Below are 15,067 nucleotides of genomic sequence, written 5' to 3'. Positions count from 1 at the left end.
GCGAAAACACCCTGGCGCGGGGTGGAGCAGCCCGGTAGCTCGTCAGGCTCATAACCTGAAGGTCACAGGTTCAAATCCTGTCCCCGCAACCAAACCACACGAAAAACCCCGCTGGCGGAAGCCGGCGGGGTTTTTCGTTTGGCCGATGGCGCTTCAGTAGTTGCGGCGGGTCACGACCCAGATGGCGTGGATCAGGCCAGGAATGTAGCCGAACAGCGTCAGCAGCACGTTCAGGATGAACTGCAGGCCGAACCCGACGGTGAACAGCACGCCGATCGGCGGGATCACGACGAGCAGGATGATGCGGATGATGTCGCCCACGGTGTCTCCGTCCTGACGCTTGGAAAACGAAAAGCCACGCTGGGAACGGCGTGGCGCCCGAACTGTTCCCGCGCCGGCACCCGAAACCTCCCGCCGTGGGCGGGAGGGGAGGGGGCTCACGGGCGCAGCAGCACTTTCCCCATCGCCTCGCGGCGGGCCAGGATGCCGAGGGCGGAGGCGGCCTCCTCCAGCGGGTAGACGCCGTGCACCTTGGCGGAGAGGCGGCCCTCGCGCACCAGCGACAACAGGCGAGCCTGGTTGGCGGCGTGGCCTTCCGGCTCTCGCTTGAGGAAGGCGCCCCAGAACACGCCCTGGATGTCGATGCCCTTCAGGAGGGCGAGGTTCAGCGGAATTTTCGGGATCTCGCCGGCGGCGAAGCCGACGACGAGGAAGCGGCCCTTCCAGTTGAGCGAGCGGAGCGCCGGCTCGGAATACTCGCCGCCGACGGGATCGTACACGACGTCGATGCCGGCCTCGCCGCCGAGCCGCTTCAGGCCCTCGCGCAGGGATTCGCGGCCGTAATCGAGGGTGAGGTCGGCGCCGTGGGCTTTCGCGAGTTCGAGCTTCTCTGCCGACGAGGCGCAGGCGATCACCCGCGCGCCCATCGCGTGGCCGAGTTCCACCGCCGCCAGCCCGACGCCGCCGGTGGCGCCGAGCACCACCAGGGTCTCGCCGGGCTGCAGGTTCGCCCGGTCCTGCAGCGCGTGCAGCGAGGTGCCGTAGGTGACCGAGAGGCCGGCCGCCTGCTCGTCGCTCACGCCCTCCGGCACCCGGGTCAGGCCGGAGATCGGCGCCACCACCCGCTCGCGGCAGGCGCCGTAGCCGAGATGGACGATGACGCGCTCGCCGACGCGGAACGCCTCGGCGCCCGGTCCGACCGCCTCGATCACCCCGCAGGCCTCGGCGCCGGGCGAGAACGGCAGGTCCGGCTTCACCTGGTAGCGGCCGGCGATGATCAGCGTGTCGAAGAAGTTGAGCGCCGCGACGCTCACCCGCACCAGGGCCTCACCCGGCCCGGGCACCGGATCCGGCACCTCCTCGATCACCAGGTCGTCCGGGCCGCCGAGCGCCTTGCACAGGAGTGCCTTCATCGCCACCGATCCTCCCCGCCGCGCGTCCGGCGGCTTGCGCCCCGAACGGTGGGCCAGGCCGCGGCCGCTGGCAAGCCGGCACGCGGCCCGTCAGGGCCGTTCATAGGTCCCGGTCAGGGCGCCCTTGGCGAGGACGTGCCCGTGCATCGCTTCCAGGAGGGCGCCGCGGCCGGGCGTCCCTTCGAGGCCGAGACGCCGGTTCAGCGCGTAGACCTGGAACAGGTAGCGGTGCGGGCCGTGGCCGGTCGGCGGGTCGGGCGGCAGGTAACCGGCCTTGAGGAAGGTGTTCTTGCCGACCTCCTCGATCGTGCCGGTGGAGCCCGGGCTCGCCAGCGCCCCCTCGGCCAGGCCCTCGCTCGTCGGCTCCAGGTCCCACGCGATGGCGTGGACGATCGGTTTCGGCGTCGGGCTGTCGGCGTCCTCGACCAGCAGCACCAGGGCGGCGGTCCCCGCCGGAATTCCGCTCCAGGCGAGCGGCGGCGAGAGCTTCTCGCCGTCCTGCGTGAAGCGCGCCGGCATCGCGGCGCCCTCGCCGAAGGCCGGGCTCGCCACCCGGATCGCCTCGGGCGCGCCCTCGAACTCGGCGTGGTAGGCGGTCGTCTCGATGCCGGCGCGGAGGCCCGACAGGGCCTCGCCCAGGGCGTGGGGGATCTTTTCCAGCATGGACCCGTCTCTCCTCGGTGTGTCGCGGCGACAACCGGGGGAGGCGGGTCCGGGTTGCCGCCGTCAGGCCCGCAGGCGCTCGGCCGCGATCATGTAGTTCACCGCCGTGTCGCGGGCGGCGCTCCAGCGGTTGGTGAGCGGGTTGAAGACGACGCCGGTCGTCTCGGTGACGGTCAGGCCGCCGCCCTCGACGGCGTCCTGCAGCTCGTCGGGCGTGACGAACTTGTTCCAGTCGTGGGTGCCCTTGGGCAGCCAGCCGAGGACGTATTCCGCCCCCACGATGGCGAGCGCGAAGGAACGCATCGTCCGGTTGATCGTCGCGGCGAAGAGCAGGCCGCCGGGCTTCACCGCCGTGCAGGCCGTGCGCACGAAGGCCGGCATGTCGGTGACGTGCTCCACCACCTCCATGGCGCAGACCACGTCGAAGCGTTCGCCGGCCGCCACCACGTCCTCGATCGTCTCGGCCCGGTAGCGCACCGGCACGCCGGCCTCGTCGGCGTGGGCTTGCGCGATCTTGACGTTGGTCACCGCCGGATCGAGGCCGGTCACCTCGGCGCCGAGCCGGGCGAGCGGCTCCGACAGGACGCCGCCGCCGCAGCCGACATCGACGAGGCTGAGGCCCGCCAGCGGGCTCGGGGCCAGCGGGTCGCGGCCGAACTGGCGGCAGACCGTGTCGCGGATATAGGTGAGGCGCACCGGGTTGAAGCGGTGCAGCACCCGCATCGGTCCCGTCTCGTCCCACCAGGTCGCGGCGAGGCGATCGAAGCGGGCGACCTCGTCGCGGTCGATCGAGGGTCCGGTCGGTTCGCTCATCGGCGCCAGGCCTTCCTGTGGGCGGGAGAGAAAAGGTCTCTCGAAGGGTCTCTCGGCGTCGAGGTAGCGCAGCCATCGTCCCGGGCCAACCGCCGTGATGCACCGCCGAGGGGGCCGCGACGTTGACACCGGCCCGGGGCGCTTGTACCCGCCGGACGCCCACCATCTCGCGCTGCGGCAGACGCGTCGCGAGGGCGGTCGGCGAGAGCAGTTCGCAAGAGCCGTTTGTTCGAAGCAGTTTGTTCGATCGGATCCCCATGCCCCGCCTGGTGATGAAATTCGGCGGCACCTCCGTCGCCACGGTCGACCGCATCCGCAACGTCGCCCGCCACGTCGCCCGCGAGGTACGGGCCGGCTACGAGGTGGCGGTCGTCGTCTCGGCGATGTCCGGCAAGACCAACGAGCTGGTGGCCTGGTGCAAGGACGCCTCGGCCCTCTACGCCCAGTCCGAGTACGACGCGGTCGTCGCCTCGGGCGAGCAGGTCACGTCGGGCCTGCTCGCCATCGTGCTCAACGAGATGGGCCTCAAGGCCCGCTCCTGGCAGGGCTGGCAGATCCCGATCGAGACCTCCGACCAGCACGGCTCGGCCCGCATCCAGAACATCGACGGCGCCCGCCTCGATGCCGGCTTCCAGCGCGGCGAGGTCGCGGTGATCGCCGGCTTCCAGGGCATCCATCCCGAGACCGGCCGCCTGACGACGCTCGGGCGCGGCGGCTCCGACACCAGCGCGGTCGCGATCGCGGCGGCGATCGGCGCCGAGCGCTGCGACATCTATACCGACGTCGACGGCGTCTACACCACCGATCCCCGGGTGGTCCCGAAGGCTCGCCGCCTCGAGCGGGTCGCCTTCGAGGAGATGCTCGAGATGGCCTCGCTGGGGGCCAAGGTGCTCCAGGTGCGCTCGGTCGAGCTCGCCATGGTGCATCGGGTGCCGACCACCGTGCGCTCCTCCTTCGACGACCCCGACGACGCCCGCCCCGGCACCCTCATCTGCGACGAGGACGATATCGTGGAACAGCAGATCATCACGGGCATCGCCTTCTCGAAGGACGAGGCCCAGATCACGCTTCGCCGGGTGAAGGACAAGCCCGGCATCGCCGCCGCCATCTTCGGCCCGCTGGCCGACGCCAACATCAACGTCGACATGATCATCCAGGTCGTGTCGGGCGATGGTGCCGCCACCGACATGACCTTCACGGTCCCGGCCGCCGACTACGAGCGGGCCCGCGCGATCCTGGAGGCGCAGTCCGGCACGGTCGAGTGCGAGCGGATCGAGGGCGCCACCGACGTGGTCAAGGTCTCGGCGATCGGCATCGGCATGCGCAGCCATGCCGGCGTCGCCGCCAAGGCGTTCCGGGCGCTGGCCGAGAAGGGCATCAACATCCGGGCGATCACCACCTCGGAGATCAAGTTCTCGGTGCTGATCGACGCCGCCTACACCGAGCTGGCGGTGCGCACGCTCCACGCCCTCTACGGCCTCGACAAGGCCTGACGCTCCGGCGGCCCCGGGACAGGGCCCGCAACACGTCGCCGAACCGACGCCCCGTCCGCGAATCCCGCGGGCGGGGCGTCGTCGCTTGTGACGGGCGTCGTCGCCCGTTTCCCGGCGGGCGGGGCCGTTGCGCCGGCCTCTCCCCCGGAAGGACGCTTGCCGGCCGGGCGTCGGACTCGCTATACGGCGATGACGGGGCCGATGCGTCAGGCCCGCGCGGGCCGATCCTTGGGTTGCGTCGCGCAGGGTCCGGCTCGCTAAAGGGTGGAACACGAGACGATGCCCGCAGCGCCTGGAGGCCCGCGCCTGCTACTGCGCCGCCTTCGCGAGGCCATGGCGGAGCCCGTCGGCCCGCAGGCGCGCCTCGACCGTATCGTCGTCCTGATCGCGTCCAACATGGTCGCGGAGGTCTGCTCGGTCTACGTCCTGCGCGACGACGGCAACCTCGAGCTCTTCGCCACCGAGGGCCTGAACCGCGAGGCGGTGCACCTCACGACCATGCGGGCCGGCGAGGGCCTGGTCGGCCTGATCGCCGCCACCGCCGAGCCGCTCTCCCTCTCCGACGCCCAGTCGCATCCCGCCTTCTCGTACCGGCCCGAGACCGGCGAGGAGGTCTACCACGCCTTCCTGGGCGTGCCGCTCCTTCGCGCCGGCAACACCCTCGGCGTGCTCGTGGTGCAGAACCGCACCTACCGGGTCTATTCCGAGGAGGAGATCGAGGCGCTCCAGACCACCGCCATGGTGCTGGCGGAGATGATCGCCTCGGGCGAGCTGCAGGCTCTGTCGCCCGGCACGGTCAGCGCCTCGCGCCGGGCGCTGAGCCAGTGCGGCGTCGCGCTCGCCGACGGGGTGGGCCTCGGCCACGTCGTGCTGCACGAGCCGCGCATCGTCGTGCGCACCCTGATCGCCGAGAACGTCGAGCGCGAGGCCTCGCGCCTCGACACCGCCATCGCGGAGGTGCGCGCAGCCATCGACGACCTCGTCGAGCGCGGCGACGTCGCGGGGGCGGGCGAGCACCGGGAGGTGCTCGAGACCGTCAGGATGTTCGCCCACGACCAGGGCTGGCTGCGGCGGATGCGCGAGGCGGTGCTGTCGGGCCTCACGGCGGAAGCCGCGGTGGAGCGGGTGCAGTCCGACAACCGCGCCCGGATGCTGCGCCAGAGCGATCCCTACCTGCGCGAGCGCCTGCACGACCTCGACGACCTCGCCAACCGGCTCCTGCGCCAGCTCGTCGGCCGCGAGACGATCGGTCCGGATGCGATGCCCGAGAACGCCATCCTGGTGGCGCGCTCGATGGGCCCGGCGGCGCTCCTCGACTACGACCGCGCCCGCCTGCGCGGCGTGGTGCTGGAGGAGGGCGGCCCGACGAGCCACATCGCCATCGTGGCCCGGGCTCTGGGCATCCCGGCGGTGGGCGAGGTGGCCAACGCCACCGCGCTGGTCGAGACCGGGGACGCCATCATCGTCGACGGCGGCACCGGCGAGATCCAGATCCGCCCCGGGCCCGAGGTCGAGGCGGCCTACGCCGAGAAGGCGCGCCTGCGGGCCCGCCGCCAGGAGCAGTACCGCTCCCTGCGCGACGTGCCGGCGGTCACCCGCGACGGCGTCTCGGTCGGGCTCCAGCTCAATGCCGGCCTCATCGTCGACCTGTCGCACCTGCACGAGACCGGCGCCGAGGGCGTCGGGCTGTTCCGCACCGAGCTGCAGTTCATGGTCGCCGAGCGGATGCCGAGCGCGGCCGAGCAGCAGATCCTGTACGAGACCGTGTTCGACGCGGTCGGCGAGCTGCCGGTGACGATCCGGACCCTCGATATCGGCGGCGACAAGGTGCTGCCGTACATGAAGTCGCTGGAGGAGGAGAACCCGGCGCTCGGCTGGCGGGCGATCCGCATCGGCCTCGACCGGCCGGGCCTCCTGCGGATGCAGCTGCGCGCGCTGCTCAAGGCGGCGCGCGGTCGCCCGCTCAAGATCATGTTCCCGATGGTCGCGACCGTGGACGAGTTCGTCCAGGCGAGGGGCATCGTGGAGCGCGAGAAGGCGCACCTCACCCGCCACGGCTACCCGCTGCCGTCGGAATGCCGGCTCGGCGTGATGGTCGAGGTGCCCTCGCTGCTGTTCCAGATGGACGAGATCGCGGCCGAGGCCGACTTCCTCTCCGTCGGGTCCAACGACCTGATGCAGTTCCTGTTCGCGGTCGACCGCGAGAACCGCCAGGTCGCCAACCGCTTCGATCCCCTGAGCGCCGCGGCGTTGCGGGCCTTCCGGCTCATCGCCGAGCGGGCCAACGCCGCCGGGACCCCGGCGACGGTCTGCGGCGAGATCGGCGGGCGGCCGCTCGAGGCGATGGCGCTGATCGGCCTCGGCTTCCGCGCCCTCTCGATGTCCCCGGCCTCGATCGGCCCGGTCAAGGCGATGGTGCTGGGGATCGATGCCGGCGCCGTCGCGGCCTTCCTGGAGCAGGAGCTGGCGCGGACCAAGGACGGCGCGTCCCTGCGCCCGGCGCTCGCGGCCTTCGCCGAGGAGCATGGCGTCCCGATCTGAGCGGGCCGCGTGCGCGCACCGACCCGAAAGCGGTCCGTTCCCTCGGATCGACGATGACGTGACGTCGGGAAAGACCCTCTCCGGCCGGGGAGTGAGACATCCGAACGGCGTGCCGTTCGTGACCATCGCCGTCATCGAACGCCCGACCGGATCGGCTTTCGCCGTGACGATCGGGCTGCGTTCACGACCTGTCCCTGACAAGCGGGGTTGCGAGAGTGCCACCCCGCGGCTCGTCGCCTGCAAGACGGAAGCGGGAGGATCCTGTCCGCGAAGATCCCGCACGGCCTCGGGGTGCGCCAAGGCGGTTTTCGGCGTCGGACTGGATCCGGCGTCTCGGCGGCCGCCCTATCGGCCGGGCGCGCGACCCGTCCAGCTCGCCTGGGCCACGGTATCACTCCAGGCCGAGCCGACGGGCTGCATGATGACCCAGGTTTCCGCCAGCCGGCCGGCTTCCGTACGGTAGGATTGCAGACCGGCGCGGGTTCGCACTTCGCTGCTTTCGAGGTCCGTCCATTTCATCGTGAAGCGAAACCGGGCGCGATCACCCTCGAAGCTATGATCGTAGACGATGATCCTGATATCGGGACGCGCCTGCCTCAAGCGCGAGAGCTCCGCCGCGTAGTCCTCGCGGGCGACGGTGCGGTCGCCCATCTCGTCATGCCGGACGTAAGACGGCGCGACGCAAGACTCGACGAGGTCGAAGGCGCCCTCGTGCCAGACGCGCTCCCAGCGGTCGAACAGATCCTCCAGCACGGTGGCATTCGTCACGATCGGCTCCCTCTGCGAGATCGACCCGTCGCAAGCCCCTTGCCGGGTCGGTCGGCCGAAGGCTCGGGTGTGACGGGCGGTGCCGTACTGCCATGGTGCAAGCGCGTGCGAGCCCGCACCGACTCCCCATCCCCCGCAGACCTGCTATACGCGGCACCATCTCCGGCACCGGGCGCGGGCCGCCCCGGCTGAACCGTCCGCTGCGCATGGCCTTATCCTTCGTATGATCGCGATCCCGTCCGACCGTCTCGACGCCATCCTGGCCCGCCACGACATCGTCACCGCTATCCTGAGCGCCGGCGAGGCCGACGCGGAGAGCTTCGTCCAGCTCTCGCGCGAGCTCTCCGACCTCGATTCCGTCGTCGAGGCGATCCGCGCCTTCCGGGCCGCCGAGACGGCGTTGCACGGGGTCGAGGAGATGATCGCCGAGGGCGATCCCGAGATGCGGGCGCTCGCGGCGGAGGAGAAGCCGGAGGCCGAGGCCGCCCGCGACGGCGCGGCGCGCGCGCTCCAGCTCCTGCTCCTGCCCAAGGACGCGGCCGACGAGAAGAGCGCGATCCTCGAGGTGCGCGCCGGCACCGGCGGCGACGAGGCGGCGCTCTTCGCCGGCGACCTGTTCCGGATGTATTCCCGCTACGCCGACCTGAAGGGGTGGAAGGTCGAGGTCATCTCGGAGAGCGCCGGCACGATGGGCGGCTATCGCGAGGTCGTGGCCGAGGTGAAGGGCCGGGGCGTGTTCGCCCGGCTGAAGTTCGAGAGCGGCGCCCACCGGGTGCAGCGCGTGCCCGACACCGAGACCCAGGGGCGCATCCACACCTCCGCCGCCACCGTCGCGGTGCTGCCGGAGGCGGAGGAGGTCGACATCCAGGTCAACGAGTCCGACCTGAAGATCGACACGATGCGGGCGCAGGGCGCCGGCGGCCAGCACGTCAACAAGACCGAATCGGCGATCCGCATCACCCACGTGCCGAGCGGCATCGTGATCTTCGTCCAGGAAGAGCGCTCGCAGCACAAGAACCGGGCCCGCGCCATGGCGCTGCTGCGGGCCAAGCTCTACGACCAGGAGCGCAGCCAGAAGGACGCCGCCCGCGCCGCCGACCGCAAGTCGCAGGTCGGCAGCGGCGACCGCTCGGAGCGGATCCGCACCTACAACTTCCCGCAGGCCCGGGTGACCGACCACCGCATCAACCTGACCCTCTACAAGCTCGAGGAGGTGATGGCCGGCACCGCCCTCGACGAGGTGGTGGACGCGCTGATCACCGAGCACCAGGCGGCGCTCCTCGCCGCCGAGGGGATGGCGTGATCGCGCTGGCCCCGGAGACGAGCCGGATCGCGGCCCGCGCCCGGGCCGTGGACGTCCTCGCCGCCGGCGGCATCGAGACCGCCGCCCTCGACGCCCGCATCCTGGTCGAGGAGGCGCTCGGCGTCACCGCCACCGACCTCGCCCTGCGCGGCGACGCACCGGTCGGCCCGGAGGGGGCGGCGCGGCTCGCCGCGTTCCTGGCGCGCCGCGCCGCCGGCGAGCCGGTGGCCCGCATCATCGGCGCCTGGGAGTTCTGGGGCCTCCCCTTCGCTCTGTCGCCCGAGACCCTGGTGCCGCGGCCCGACACCGAGACCCTGGTCGAGACCGCCCTCGGCCTCGGCCTGCGCCGGGACGGCGCCCATCGCCTCGCCGATCTCGGCACCGGCTCGGGCTGCATCCTGGTGGCGCTCCTCAGCGAGTGGCCGCGGGCCGAGGGCCTCGGGCTCGACCGTTCGCCCGGTGCCCTGCGTACCGCCCGGGCGAACGCCGCCCGCAACGGCGTCGGCGATCGCGCCGCCTTCGCGGCCGGGGACTGGGCCGCGGCGCTCGCCGGGCCCTTCGACCTCGTCGTCGCCAACCCGCCCTACATCGCCAGCACGATCGTCGACGGCCTGTCCGGCGAGGTCCGCGACCACGATCCCCGGCTCGCCCTCGACGGCGGCTCCGACGGGCTCGACGCCTACCGGGCGATCCTCGCCCAGGTGCCGCCGCTGCTGGCGCCCGGCGGGCATCTCGTGGTCGAGATCGGCTACGACCAGGAGGCGGCGTTGCGCGGGCTCGCCGCGGCGCACGGGCTCGCGCCCGAGGTCCGGCGCGACCTCGCCGGGCATCCGCGCGTGGTCGTGATGGCGCCGCGGATCGCGACGTGACGCCGATCTGTCGGGTTCCGGACGCATTATCCCCGAAACCGGCCTGGACGAGACGGGAAATCGACTCGAAATCACTTGGCGGCGCCGGCCGAAACCGCTAACGTCCCAGGGTAGATCGTGAACGGTCCGGATATCACAGCCAGGCTCGGTTCTTAGGCGCGACATCGGACGCGGACCTTCGGACGATCTTCCACCACCGGGCAGACCAATCAGCGCGTAGGCGGTCCGGTGACCCGCATCTGTGGATCGAGGGCGGCCGGCGGCGAGACGGCCCGCGGTCGCACAGGGCACGGCGGACATCGCTGCGGAGACGGAGCAGGCCGGCACACGGCCGCCGGATCCGCGGACGAAGCCCCGCTCCGCGCGTGAAGCCCCGCCCTTCAAGTCGTCGAAGAGGGTCAGTCGAGACCGATGAGACCGAACCAGAACAGGCGTATGCGTGGTCGCAACCGCACCAACAACAAGGGACCGAACCCGCTGACCCGGGCCTACGAGTCGAACGGTCCCGACGTCAAGATCCGCGGTACGGCCCAGCACATCGCCGAGAAGTACGCCCAGCTCGCCCGCGACGCCCAGGCCAGCGGCGATCCGGTGATGGCCGAGAACTACTTCCAGCACGGCGAGCACTATTTCCGCATCATCACGGCGGCGAACGAGCAGTATCGCCAGCAGTACGGCGGCACCTACGGCCGTCAGGGCTACGACGACGAGGACGACGGCGACGACGAGGGCACGCCGACGAACGGCTATGCCGTCCAGGAGCGCGGTCAGGACCGGGGCCAGGAGCGCGGCAACGGCTACGCCCAGTCGGGCTACGGCGCCGCCGACGATTACGGCGACCCCTCCCAGCAGCCCCAGCCCTATGACGGCCGCGGCGAGGACCGCCCGTCGCGCTACGAGCGCCAGGACCGCGGCGAGACCCAGCGGCAGGACCGTCCGGACCGGCAGGAGCGCCGCGAGCGGTTCCAGCAGAACCGCCAGGATCGACAGGACCGCCCGGAGCGCCAGCAGCGCGACCGGCAGGACCGTCCCGAGCGCAGCGAGCGTCAGGACCGCCAGCCTCGTTCCGAGCGTCAGGACCTCTCCCGCGTCGAGCAGCCGCGGCAGGACGATGCCCGGCAGGACGCGCCGAGGCAGGAGTCCCTTCGTCAGGATTCCCCTCGCCAAGATTTTCCTCGCCAAGATGCTCCCCGCCAGGAGGGCTACCGCGAGGGCGGTCGCTCCGAGTTCCGCCGCGAGCGCCGCCGCGAGGAGCCGCGCTCCGAGCCGGTGCTGGCCGCCGACGAGCCGAGCGGCCTGCCGGCCTTCCTGACCACGCCGGTGCGTCCGGCGGTCTCGAACCCGGCCCCGGTCGAGGAGGCCCCGCCCGCCCCGCCGGCGACCGCGGTCGAGGCATCGGACGAGGCCCCGGCACCCCGTCCGCGCCGCCGCCGCCGCACCCGCTTCGAGGGCGCCGAGGGCGAGGGCCAGCCCTCCGGCGAGCTGTTCCCGAAGCCGTCCGAGCCCTCCGGCGAGTAGGCCTGCGGACATCTTACCGAGCGACGACGGGCCGGCTCCTCCCAGGGGGCCGGCTCTTTTCTTTGTCGGAACCGCGGACGTCCCGACGCGGATCGGCCGGATGCAGCGACATTTTTTGCGCCGCCGCGTGTGGCGTTTCCCGCGCGGCTGCCTACCTGCCGGCCTGAAGCACGGGACTGCGGTCCCGCAGACCGGCATCCTCCGGGATCGCCCGAGGTGGAGCGCAGCATGACTCATCATCCCGCCCTCGCGCAGGGCCGCGTCGCGGTCGTCACCGGCGCCGCGAGCGGCATCGGCCTTGCCGCCGCCAGGGCGTTCGCCGAGGCCGGGATGCGGGTCGTGCTCGCCGACCTGCCCGGCGAGGCGCTGACGGCGGCCGGTCGAGCCGTTGCAGCCGCGGCCCGGGGTGGCGAGGCGGAGGTGCGCGCGGTGCCGACCGACGTGACCGACCCCGAGGCCCTCGCGGCCCTCTCCCGCGAGGCCGCCTCCCTCGGCGAGGTGTCGATCCTGATGGCGAATGCCGGGATTGAGGCCGGCGGACGCTTCTTCTCCGACGCCGCGACCTGGCACCGCATCCTCGACACCAACCTGTGGGGCGTGATCAACGCGCTCCAGGCCTTCGTGCCGGGCATGATCGAGCGGGGGCGGCCCGGCGCGGTGATCGTCACCGGCTCCAAGCAAGGCATCACCACGCCGCCGGGCAACACGCCCTACAACGTCAGCAAGGCCGGTGTGAAGGTGACGGCCGAGGCGCTGGCCCACGAGCTGCGCGAGGCCGGCTCTCCGGTGACCGCCCACCTGCTGATTCCGGGCTTCGTCTATACCGGCCTGACCCGGGCCCGCGGCGTGACCGAGAAGCCGGCCGGCGCCTGGACGCCGGAGGAGACCGTCGCCCTGCTGCTCGACCGGATGGCGGCGGGCGACTTCTACGTCCTCTGCCCGGACAACGAGACCACCCGTGAGATGGACGAGAAGCGCATGCGCTGGTCCTCCGACGACGTGATCCGCAACCGCCCGGCCCTGTCGCGCTGGCACCCCGACCACAAGGCCGCCTTCGCGGCCCACATGGAGGCGCCGCTCGCGGGTGGCAGCACCGGGGCGGACGAGGGGATCAGGGAGGCCGCGGCGACGCCGGCCTCGTTCTGACGCGGCCCGCCCGCGAGGCCGGATCTTCATCGCGTCCCGGGTGCGTCGGAGGCACGGACGCGCCCGGCACGCATGCCGAATCGAGACGCCGCGGGATGTCGGGCGCGAAACGTGCTCGTCCCGCGGCAGGAGGCCGGCCAGCCCCTCGCGGAAGGGGCGCCGGCGAGGAACGGGAGACCCGTCACCCGATGCACAAGATCATCCCCGTCGCCGCCTTCGACGCGGTCGTGTTCGGCGCCACCGGCGACCTGACGATGCGCAAGCTGCTGCCGGCGCTCTACCAGCGCTTCCGCGACCGGCAGATCCCGGAGGAGAGCCGCATCGTCGCGGCGGCCCGCACCCATCTCGGCACGGACGAGTACCGGAACCTCGCCGCCACGGCGCTCGAGCGCCACGTCCCGACGGCCGACCGTGACCCCGACACGGTGGGCCGCTTCCTAGCCCATCTCCACTACGTCGCGGTGGACGGGGCCGGCGACGAGGGCTGGGACGACCTGGCGAGCCTGCTCGCCGAGCGCCCCGACCACATCCGGCCCTACTACCTCGCCACCTCGCCGAGCCTCTACGGCTCGATCTGCCGCAACCTCAGCGCCCACGGCCTGATCGGCGAGCGCTCGCGCGTGGTGCTGGAGAAGCCGATCGGCCACGACCTCGCCTCGGCCCGCGCCATCAACGACCAGGTCGGCAAGGTCTTTCCCGAGAGCCAGATCTTCCGCATCGACCACTATCTCGGCAAGGAGACGGTGCAGAACCTGCTGGCTTTGCGCTTCGCCAACACGATCTTCGAGCGGCTGTGGAACGCCGACGTGATCGACCACGTCCAGATCACCGTGGCGGAGACGGTCGGGGTCGAGGGGCGCGGCGGCTACTACGACACGTCGGGCGCGCTGCGCGACATGCTGCAGAACCACATGCTGCAGCTCCTCTGCCTGCTCGGCATGGAGAGCCCGCTCTCGCTCGATGCCGACGCGGTGCGGGACGAGAAGCTGAAGGTCCTGCGCGCCCTCAAGCCGATTCCCGCCCACGAGGTGGCGATGCGCACCGTGCGCGGCCAGTACGTCGCCGGCGCGGTCAACGGCCAGCCGGTCGCCTCCTACGCCGCCGACCTCGGCGGCGAGGCCCACAGCCTGACCGAGACCTTCGTGGCCCTGAAGCTCGAGCTGATGACGCCGCGCTGGGCCGGTGTGCCGTTCTACCTGCGCACCGGCAAGCGGCTGCCCCAGAAGGTCTCCGAGATCGTGGTGCAGTTCCGCTCCTCGCCGTTCAGCATCTTCTCCGACGAGTTCGCCCGCGAGCCGAACCGGCTGGTGATCCGCCTGCAGCCGCAGGAGGGCATCAAGCTCGAGGTGATGACCAAGGAGCCCGGTCCCGGCGGGATGCGCCTGCGCGCGACCGGCCTCGACATCTCGTTCGAGGAGACCTTCAACCAGCGCTACCCGGACGCCTACGAGCGCCTGCTGATGGACGTGGTGCGGGGCAACGCGACGCTGTTCATGCGGCGCGACGAGGTCGAGGCGGCCTGGGCCTGGGCCGACACCCTGCTGGACGCCTGGGCCGACCGTCCCGAGCCGCCGCGCCCCTACCAGTCCGGCACCTGGGGGCCGACCGCCGCCATCGCGTTGATCGAGCGCGACGGGCGCACGTGGCACGAGGACCTCGGCTGACGCCGAGCCGGCACGGTAATCCGGGTCGAACGCCGCTGATTGGAATGGATCCAGGATAATCGAAGGATCTCAACGGCATGGCCCCGGGTTCGACCGTCCGGCGGCTTCCCTTCCGGCCCGCCGCGCTCTAGACGGGCGGCGAGACACAGGCCCGTTCCGCGCCCCGGCGTGGGCGGGCGCCGAGGAATCGATCATGCCGCCCTGCCGCCGTCCCGTCGCCAGCCTGCTGGTCCTCGCCGCGTTCCTCGCGGGCCCCGTCCGTGCCCAGGAGGAGCCCGCGGTCGAGGCCCCGGCGGCGGAGGCGCCGCACAAGGCCGCGCCCAAGCCGGTGCGGCGCCCCGCCCCCAAGCCCGCCCCGGCCCCGAAGGCGGAGGCCGCGCCGCCCGTGGTGGCGGCGCCCACCGGTGCTTGGCCCAACGGCGCCAGCGCGGTGAGCGAGGTCTATGGCGACTGGACCATCAGCTGCACCCGCGAGAACGAGAAGCGCCAGTGCCAGCTGTCGCAGGCGCAGGGCGTGGCCCAGACCGGGCAGCGCCGCTTCAGCATCGAGCTCAACCCGCCGCAGGACGGGCGCAGCAACGGCCTGCTCCTGATGCCGCTCGGCCTCTCGATCGAGCCCGGCGTGACCTTCAAGCTCGACGACGCGACGCTCGGCAAGGGGGCGCCCTACACCTCCTGCGTCCAGGCCGGCTGCATCGTGCCGATCAGCTTCCCGACGGTCGCCACCGACGCGATGAAGACCGCCGTCAACTTGCGGATCACCGGCACCAAGCCCAACGGCGAGGCCGACACCATCACGGTGCCGCTCGCCGGGTTCGCCGCGGCCCTTACGCGGATGGCGCAGCTTTTGAGCTGAGATCTTCACCGCCTGGTCACG

The 15,067-nt window shown here is 72.0% G+C and carries 13 protein-coding genes and 1 tRNA gene; 9 read left to right on the top strand and 5 right to left on the bottom strand.

What is annotated here, in order from left to right; all coding sequences use genetic code 11:
* The first annotated feature begins 15 nt into the window (after positions 1-15).
* Positions 16-92, top strand: a tRNA-Met gene (locus tag V3T34_RS04600).
* A 61-nt stretch (positions 93-153) separates the two neighbouring features.
* Here the strand turns inward: V3T34_RS04600 and V3T34_RS04595 are convergent.
* The 4 genes from V3T34_RS04595 to ubiG all read right to left on the bottom strand — a co-directional run bounded on the left by V3T34_RS04595 (position 154) and on the right by ubiG (position 2,888).
* On the bottom strand, positions 154-321 hold the full coding sequence (locus V3T34_RS04595; protein WP_064504300.1) for a YqaE/Pmp3 family membrane protein: 168 nt from the start codon (positions 319-321) through the stop codon (positions 154-156).
* Positions 322-437: 116 nt separating this feature from the next.
* Positions 438-1,412, bottom strand: coding sequence for an NADPH:quinone oxidoreductase family protein (locus V3T34_RS04590; RefSeq protein ID WP_091752037.1), 975 nt, complete (start codon positions 1,410-1,412; stop codon positions 438-440).
* Positions 1,413-1,502: 90 nt separating this feature from the next.
* Positions 1,503-2,075, bottom strand: coding sequence for a YbhB/YbcL family Raf kinase inhibitor-like protein (locus V3T34_RS04585; RefSeq protein ID WP_305077406.1), 573 nt, complete (start codon positions 2,073-2,075; stop codon positions 1,503-1,505).
* A gap of 63 nt (positions 2,076-2,138) precedes the next feature.
* The gene (gene ubiG / locus V3T34_RS04580) at positions 2,139-2,888 is read right to left on the bottom strand and encodes a bifunctional 2-polyprenyl-6-hydroxyphenol methylase/3-demethylubiquinol 3-O-methyltransferase UbiG (protein ID WP_305077407.1); all 750 of its coding nucleotides are present in this window, start codon (positions 2,886-2,888) and stop codon (positions 2,139-2,141) included.
* Positions 2,889-3,145: 257 nt separating this feature from the next.
* Between ubiG and V3T34_RS04575 the strand changes: the two genes are divergently transcribed.
* Both V3T34_RS04575 and ptsP read left to right on the top strand, forming a co-directional pair.
* Positions 3,146-4,381, top strand: a complete 1,236-nt coding sequence (locus V3T34_RS04575; protein WP_305077408.1) for an aspartate kinase — start codon at positions 3,146-3,148, stop codon at positions 4,379-4,381.
* A 279-nt stretch (positions 4,382-4,660) separates the two neighbouring features.
* Positions 4,661-6,922 carry a phosphoenolpyruvate--protein phosphotransferase gene (ptsP, locus tag V3T34_RS04570; protein WP_060845485.1) on the top strand — a complete coding sequence of 754 codons (2,262 nt, stop codon included), beginning with the start codon at positions 4,661-4,663 and terminating at the stop codon, positions 6,920-6,922.
* Positions 6,923-7,267: 345 nt separating this feature from the next.
* On the opposite strand, the gene V3T34_RS04565 is transcribed toward ptsP, so the two are convergent.
* Positions 7,268-7,690, bottom strand: coding sequence for an ester cyclase (locus tag V3T34_RS04565; protein ID WP_305077409.1), 423 nt, complete (start codon positions 7,688-7,690; stop codon positions 7,268-7,270).
* A gap of 223 nt (positions 7,691-7,913) precedes the next feature.
* Here V3T34_RS04565 and prfA point away from each other — a divergent pair, with 223 nt between their 5' ends.
* The 6 genes from prfA to V3T34_RS04535 all read left to right on the top strand — a co-directional run bounded on the left by prfA (position 7,914) and on the right by V3T34_RS04535 (position 15,046).
* Positions 7,914-8,993 carry a peptide chain release factor 1 gene (gene prfA, locus V3T34_RS04560; protein ID WP_060845487.1) on the top strand — a complete coding sequence of 360 codons (1,080 nt, stop codon included), beginning with the start codon at positions 7,914-7,916 and terminating at the stop codon, positions 8,991-8,993.
* 5 nt (positions 8,994-8,998) lie between these two features.
* A complete protein-coding gene (prmC, locus tag V3T34_RS04555; RefSeq protein WP_305077454.1) occupies positions 8,999-9,862 on the top strand; it encodes a peptide chain release factor N(5)-glutamine methyltransferase in 864 nt (287 codons plus the stop codon).
* Positions 9,863-10,297: 435 nt separating this feature from the next.
* Positions 10,298-11,380, top strand: coding sequence for a DUF4167 domain-containing protein (locus V3T34_RS04550; RefSeq protein WP_305077410.1), 1,083 nt, complete (start codon positions 10,298-10,300; stop codon positions 11,378-11,380).
* Between the two features lie 228 nt (positions 11,381-11,608).
* Positions 11,609-12,526, top strand: coding sequence for an SDR family NAD(P)-dependent oxidoreductase (locus V3T34_RS04545; RefSeq protein WP_305077411.1), 918 nt, complete (start codon positions 11,609-11,611; stop codon positions 12,524-12,526).
* Between the two features lie 188 nt (positions 12,527-12,714).
* Positions 12,715-14,190, top strand: a complete 1,476-nt coding sequence (zwf, locus tag V3T34_RS04540) for a glucose-6-phosphate dehydrogenase (RefSeq protein WP_305077412.1) — start codon at positions 12,715-12,717, stop codon at positions 14,188-14,190.
* 193 nt (positions 14,191-14,383) lie between these two features.
* Positions 14,384-15,046 (top strand): invasion associated locus B family protein, encoded by a 663-nt coding sequence (locus tag V3T34_RS04535; RefSeq protein WP_305077413.1) that lies wholly within the window; start codon positions 14,384-14,386, stop codon positions 15,044-15,046.
* Positions 15,047-15,067 lie beyond the last annotated feature (21 nt).

Origin of the sequence: Methylobacterium ajmalii, from assembly GCF_036448855.1 — a bacterium.
Taxonomy (GTDB): domain Bacteria; phylum Pseudomonadota; class Alphaproteobacteria; order Rhizobiales; family Beijerinckiaceae; genus Methylobacterium; species Methylobacterium ajmalii.
The sequence above is the reverse complement of the archived record's forward strand: the minus strand, read 5'-3'. Positions and strand labels throughout refer to the sequence as shown.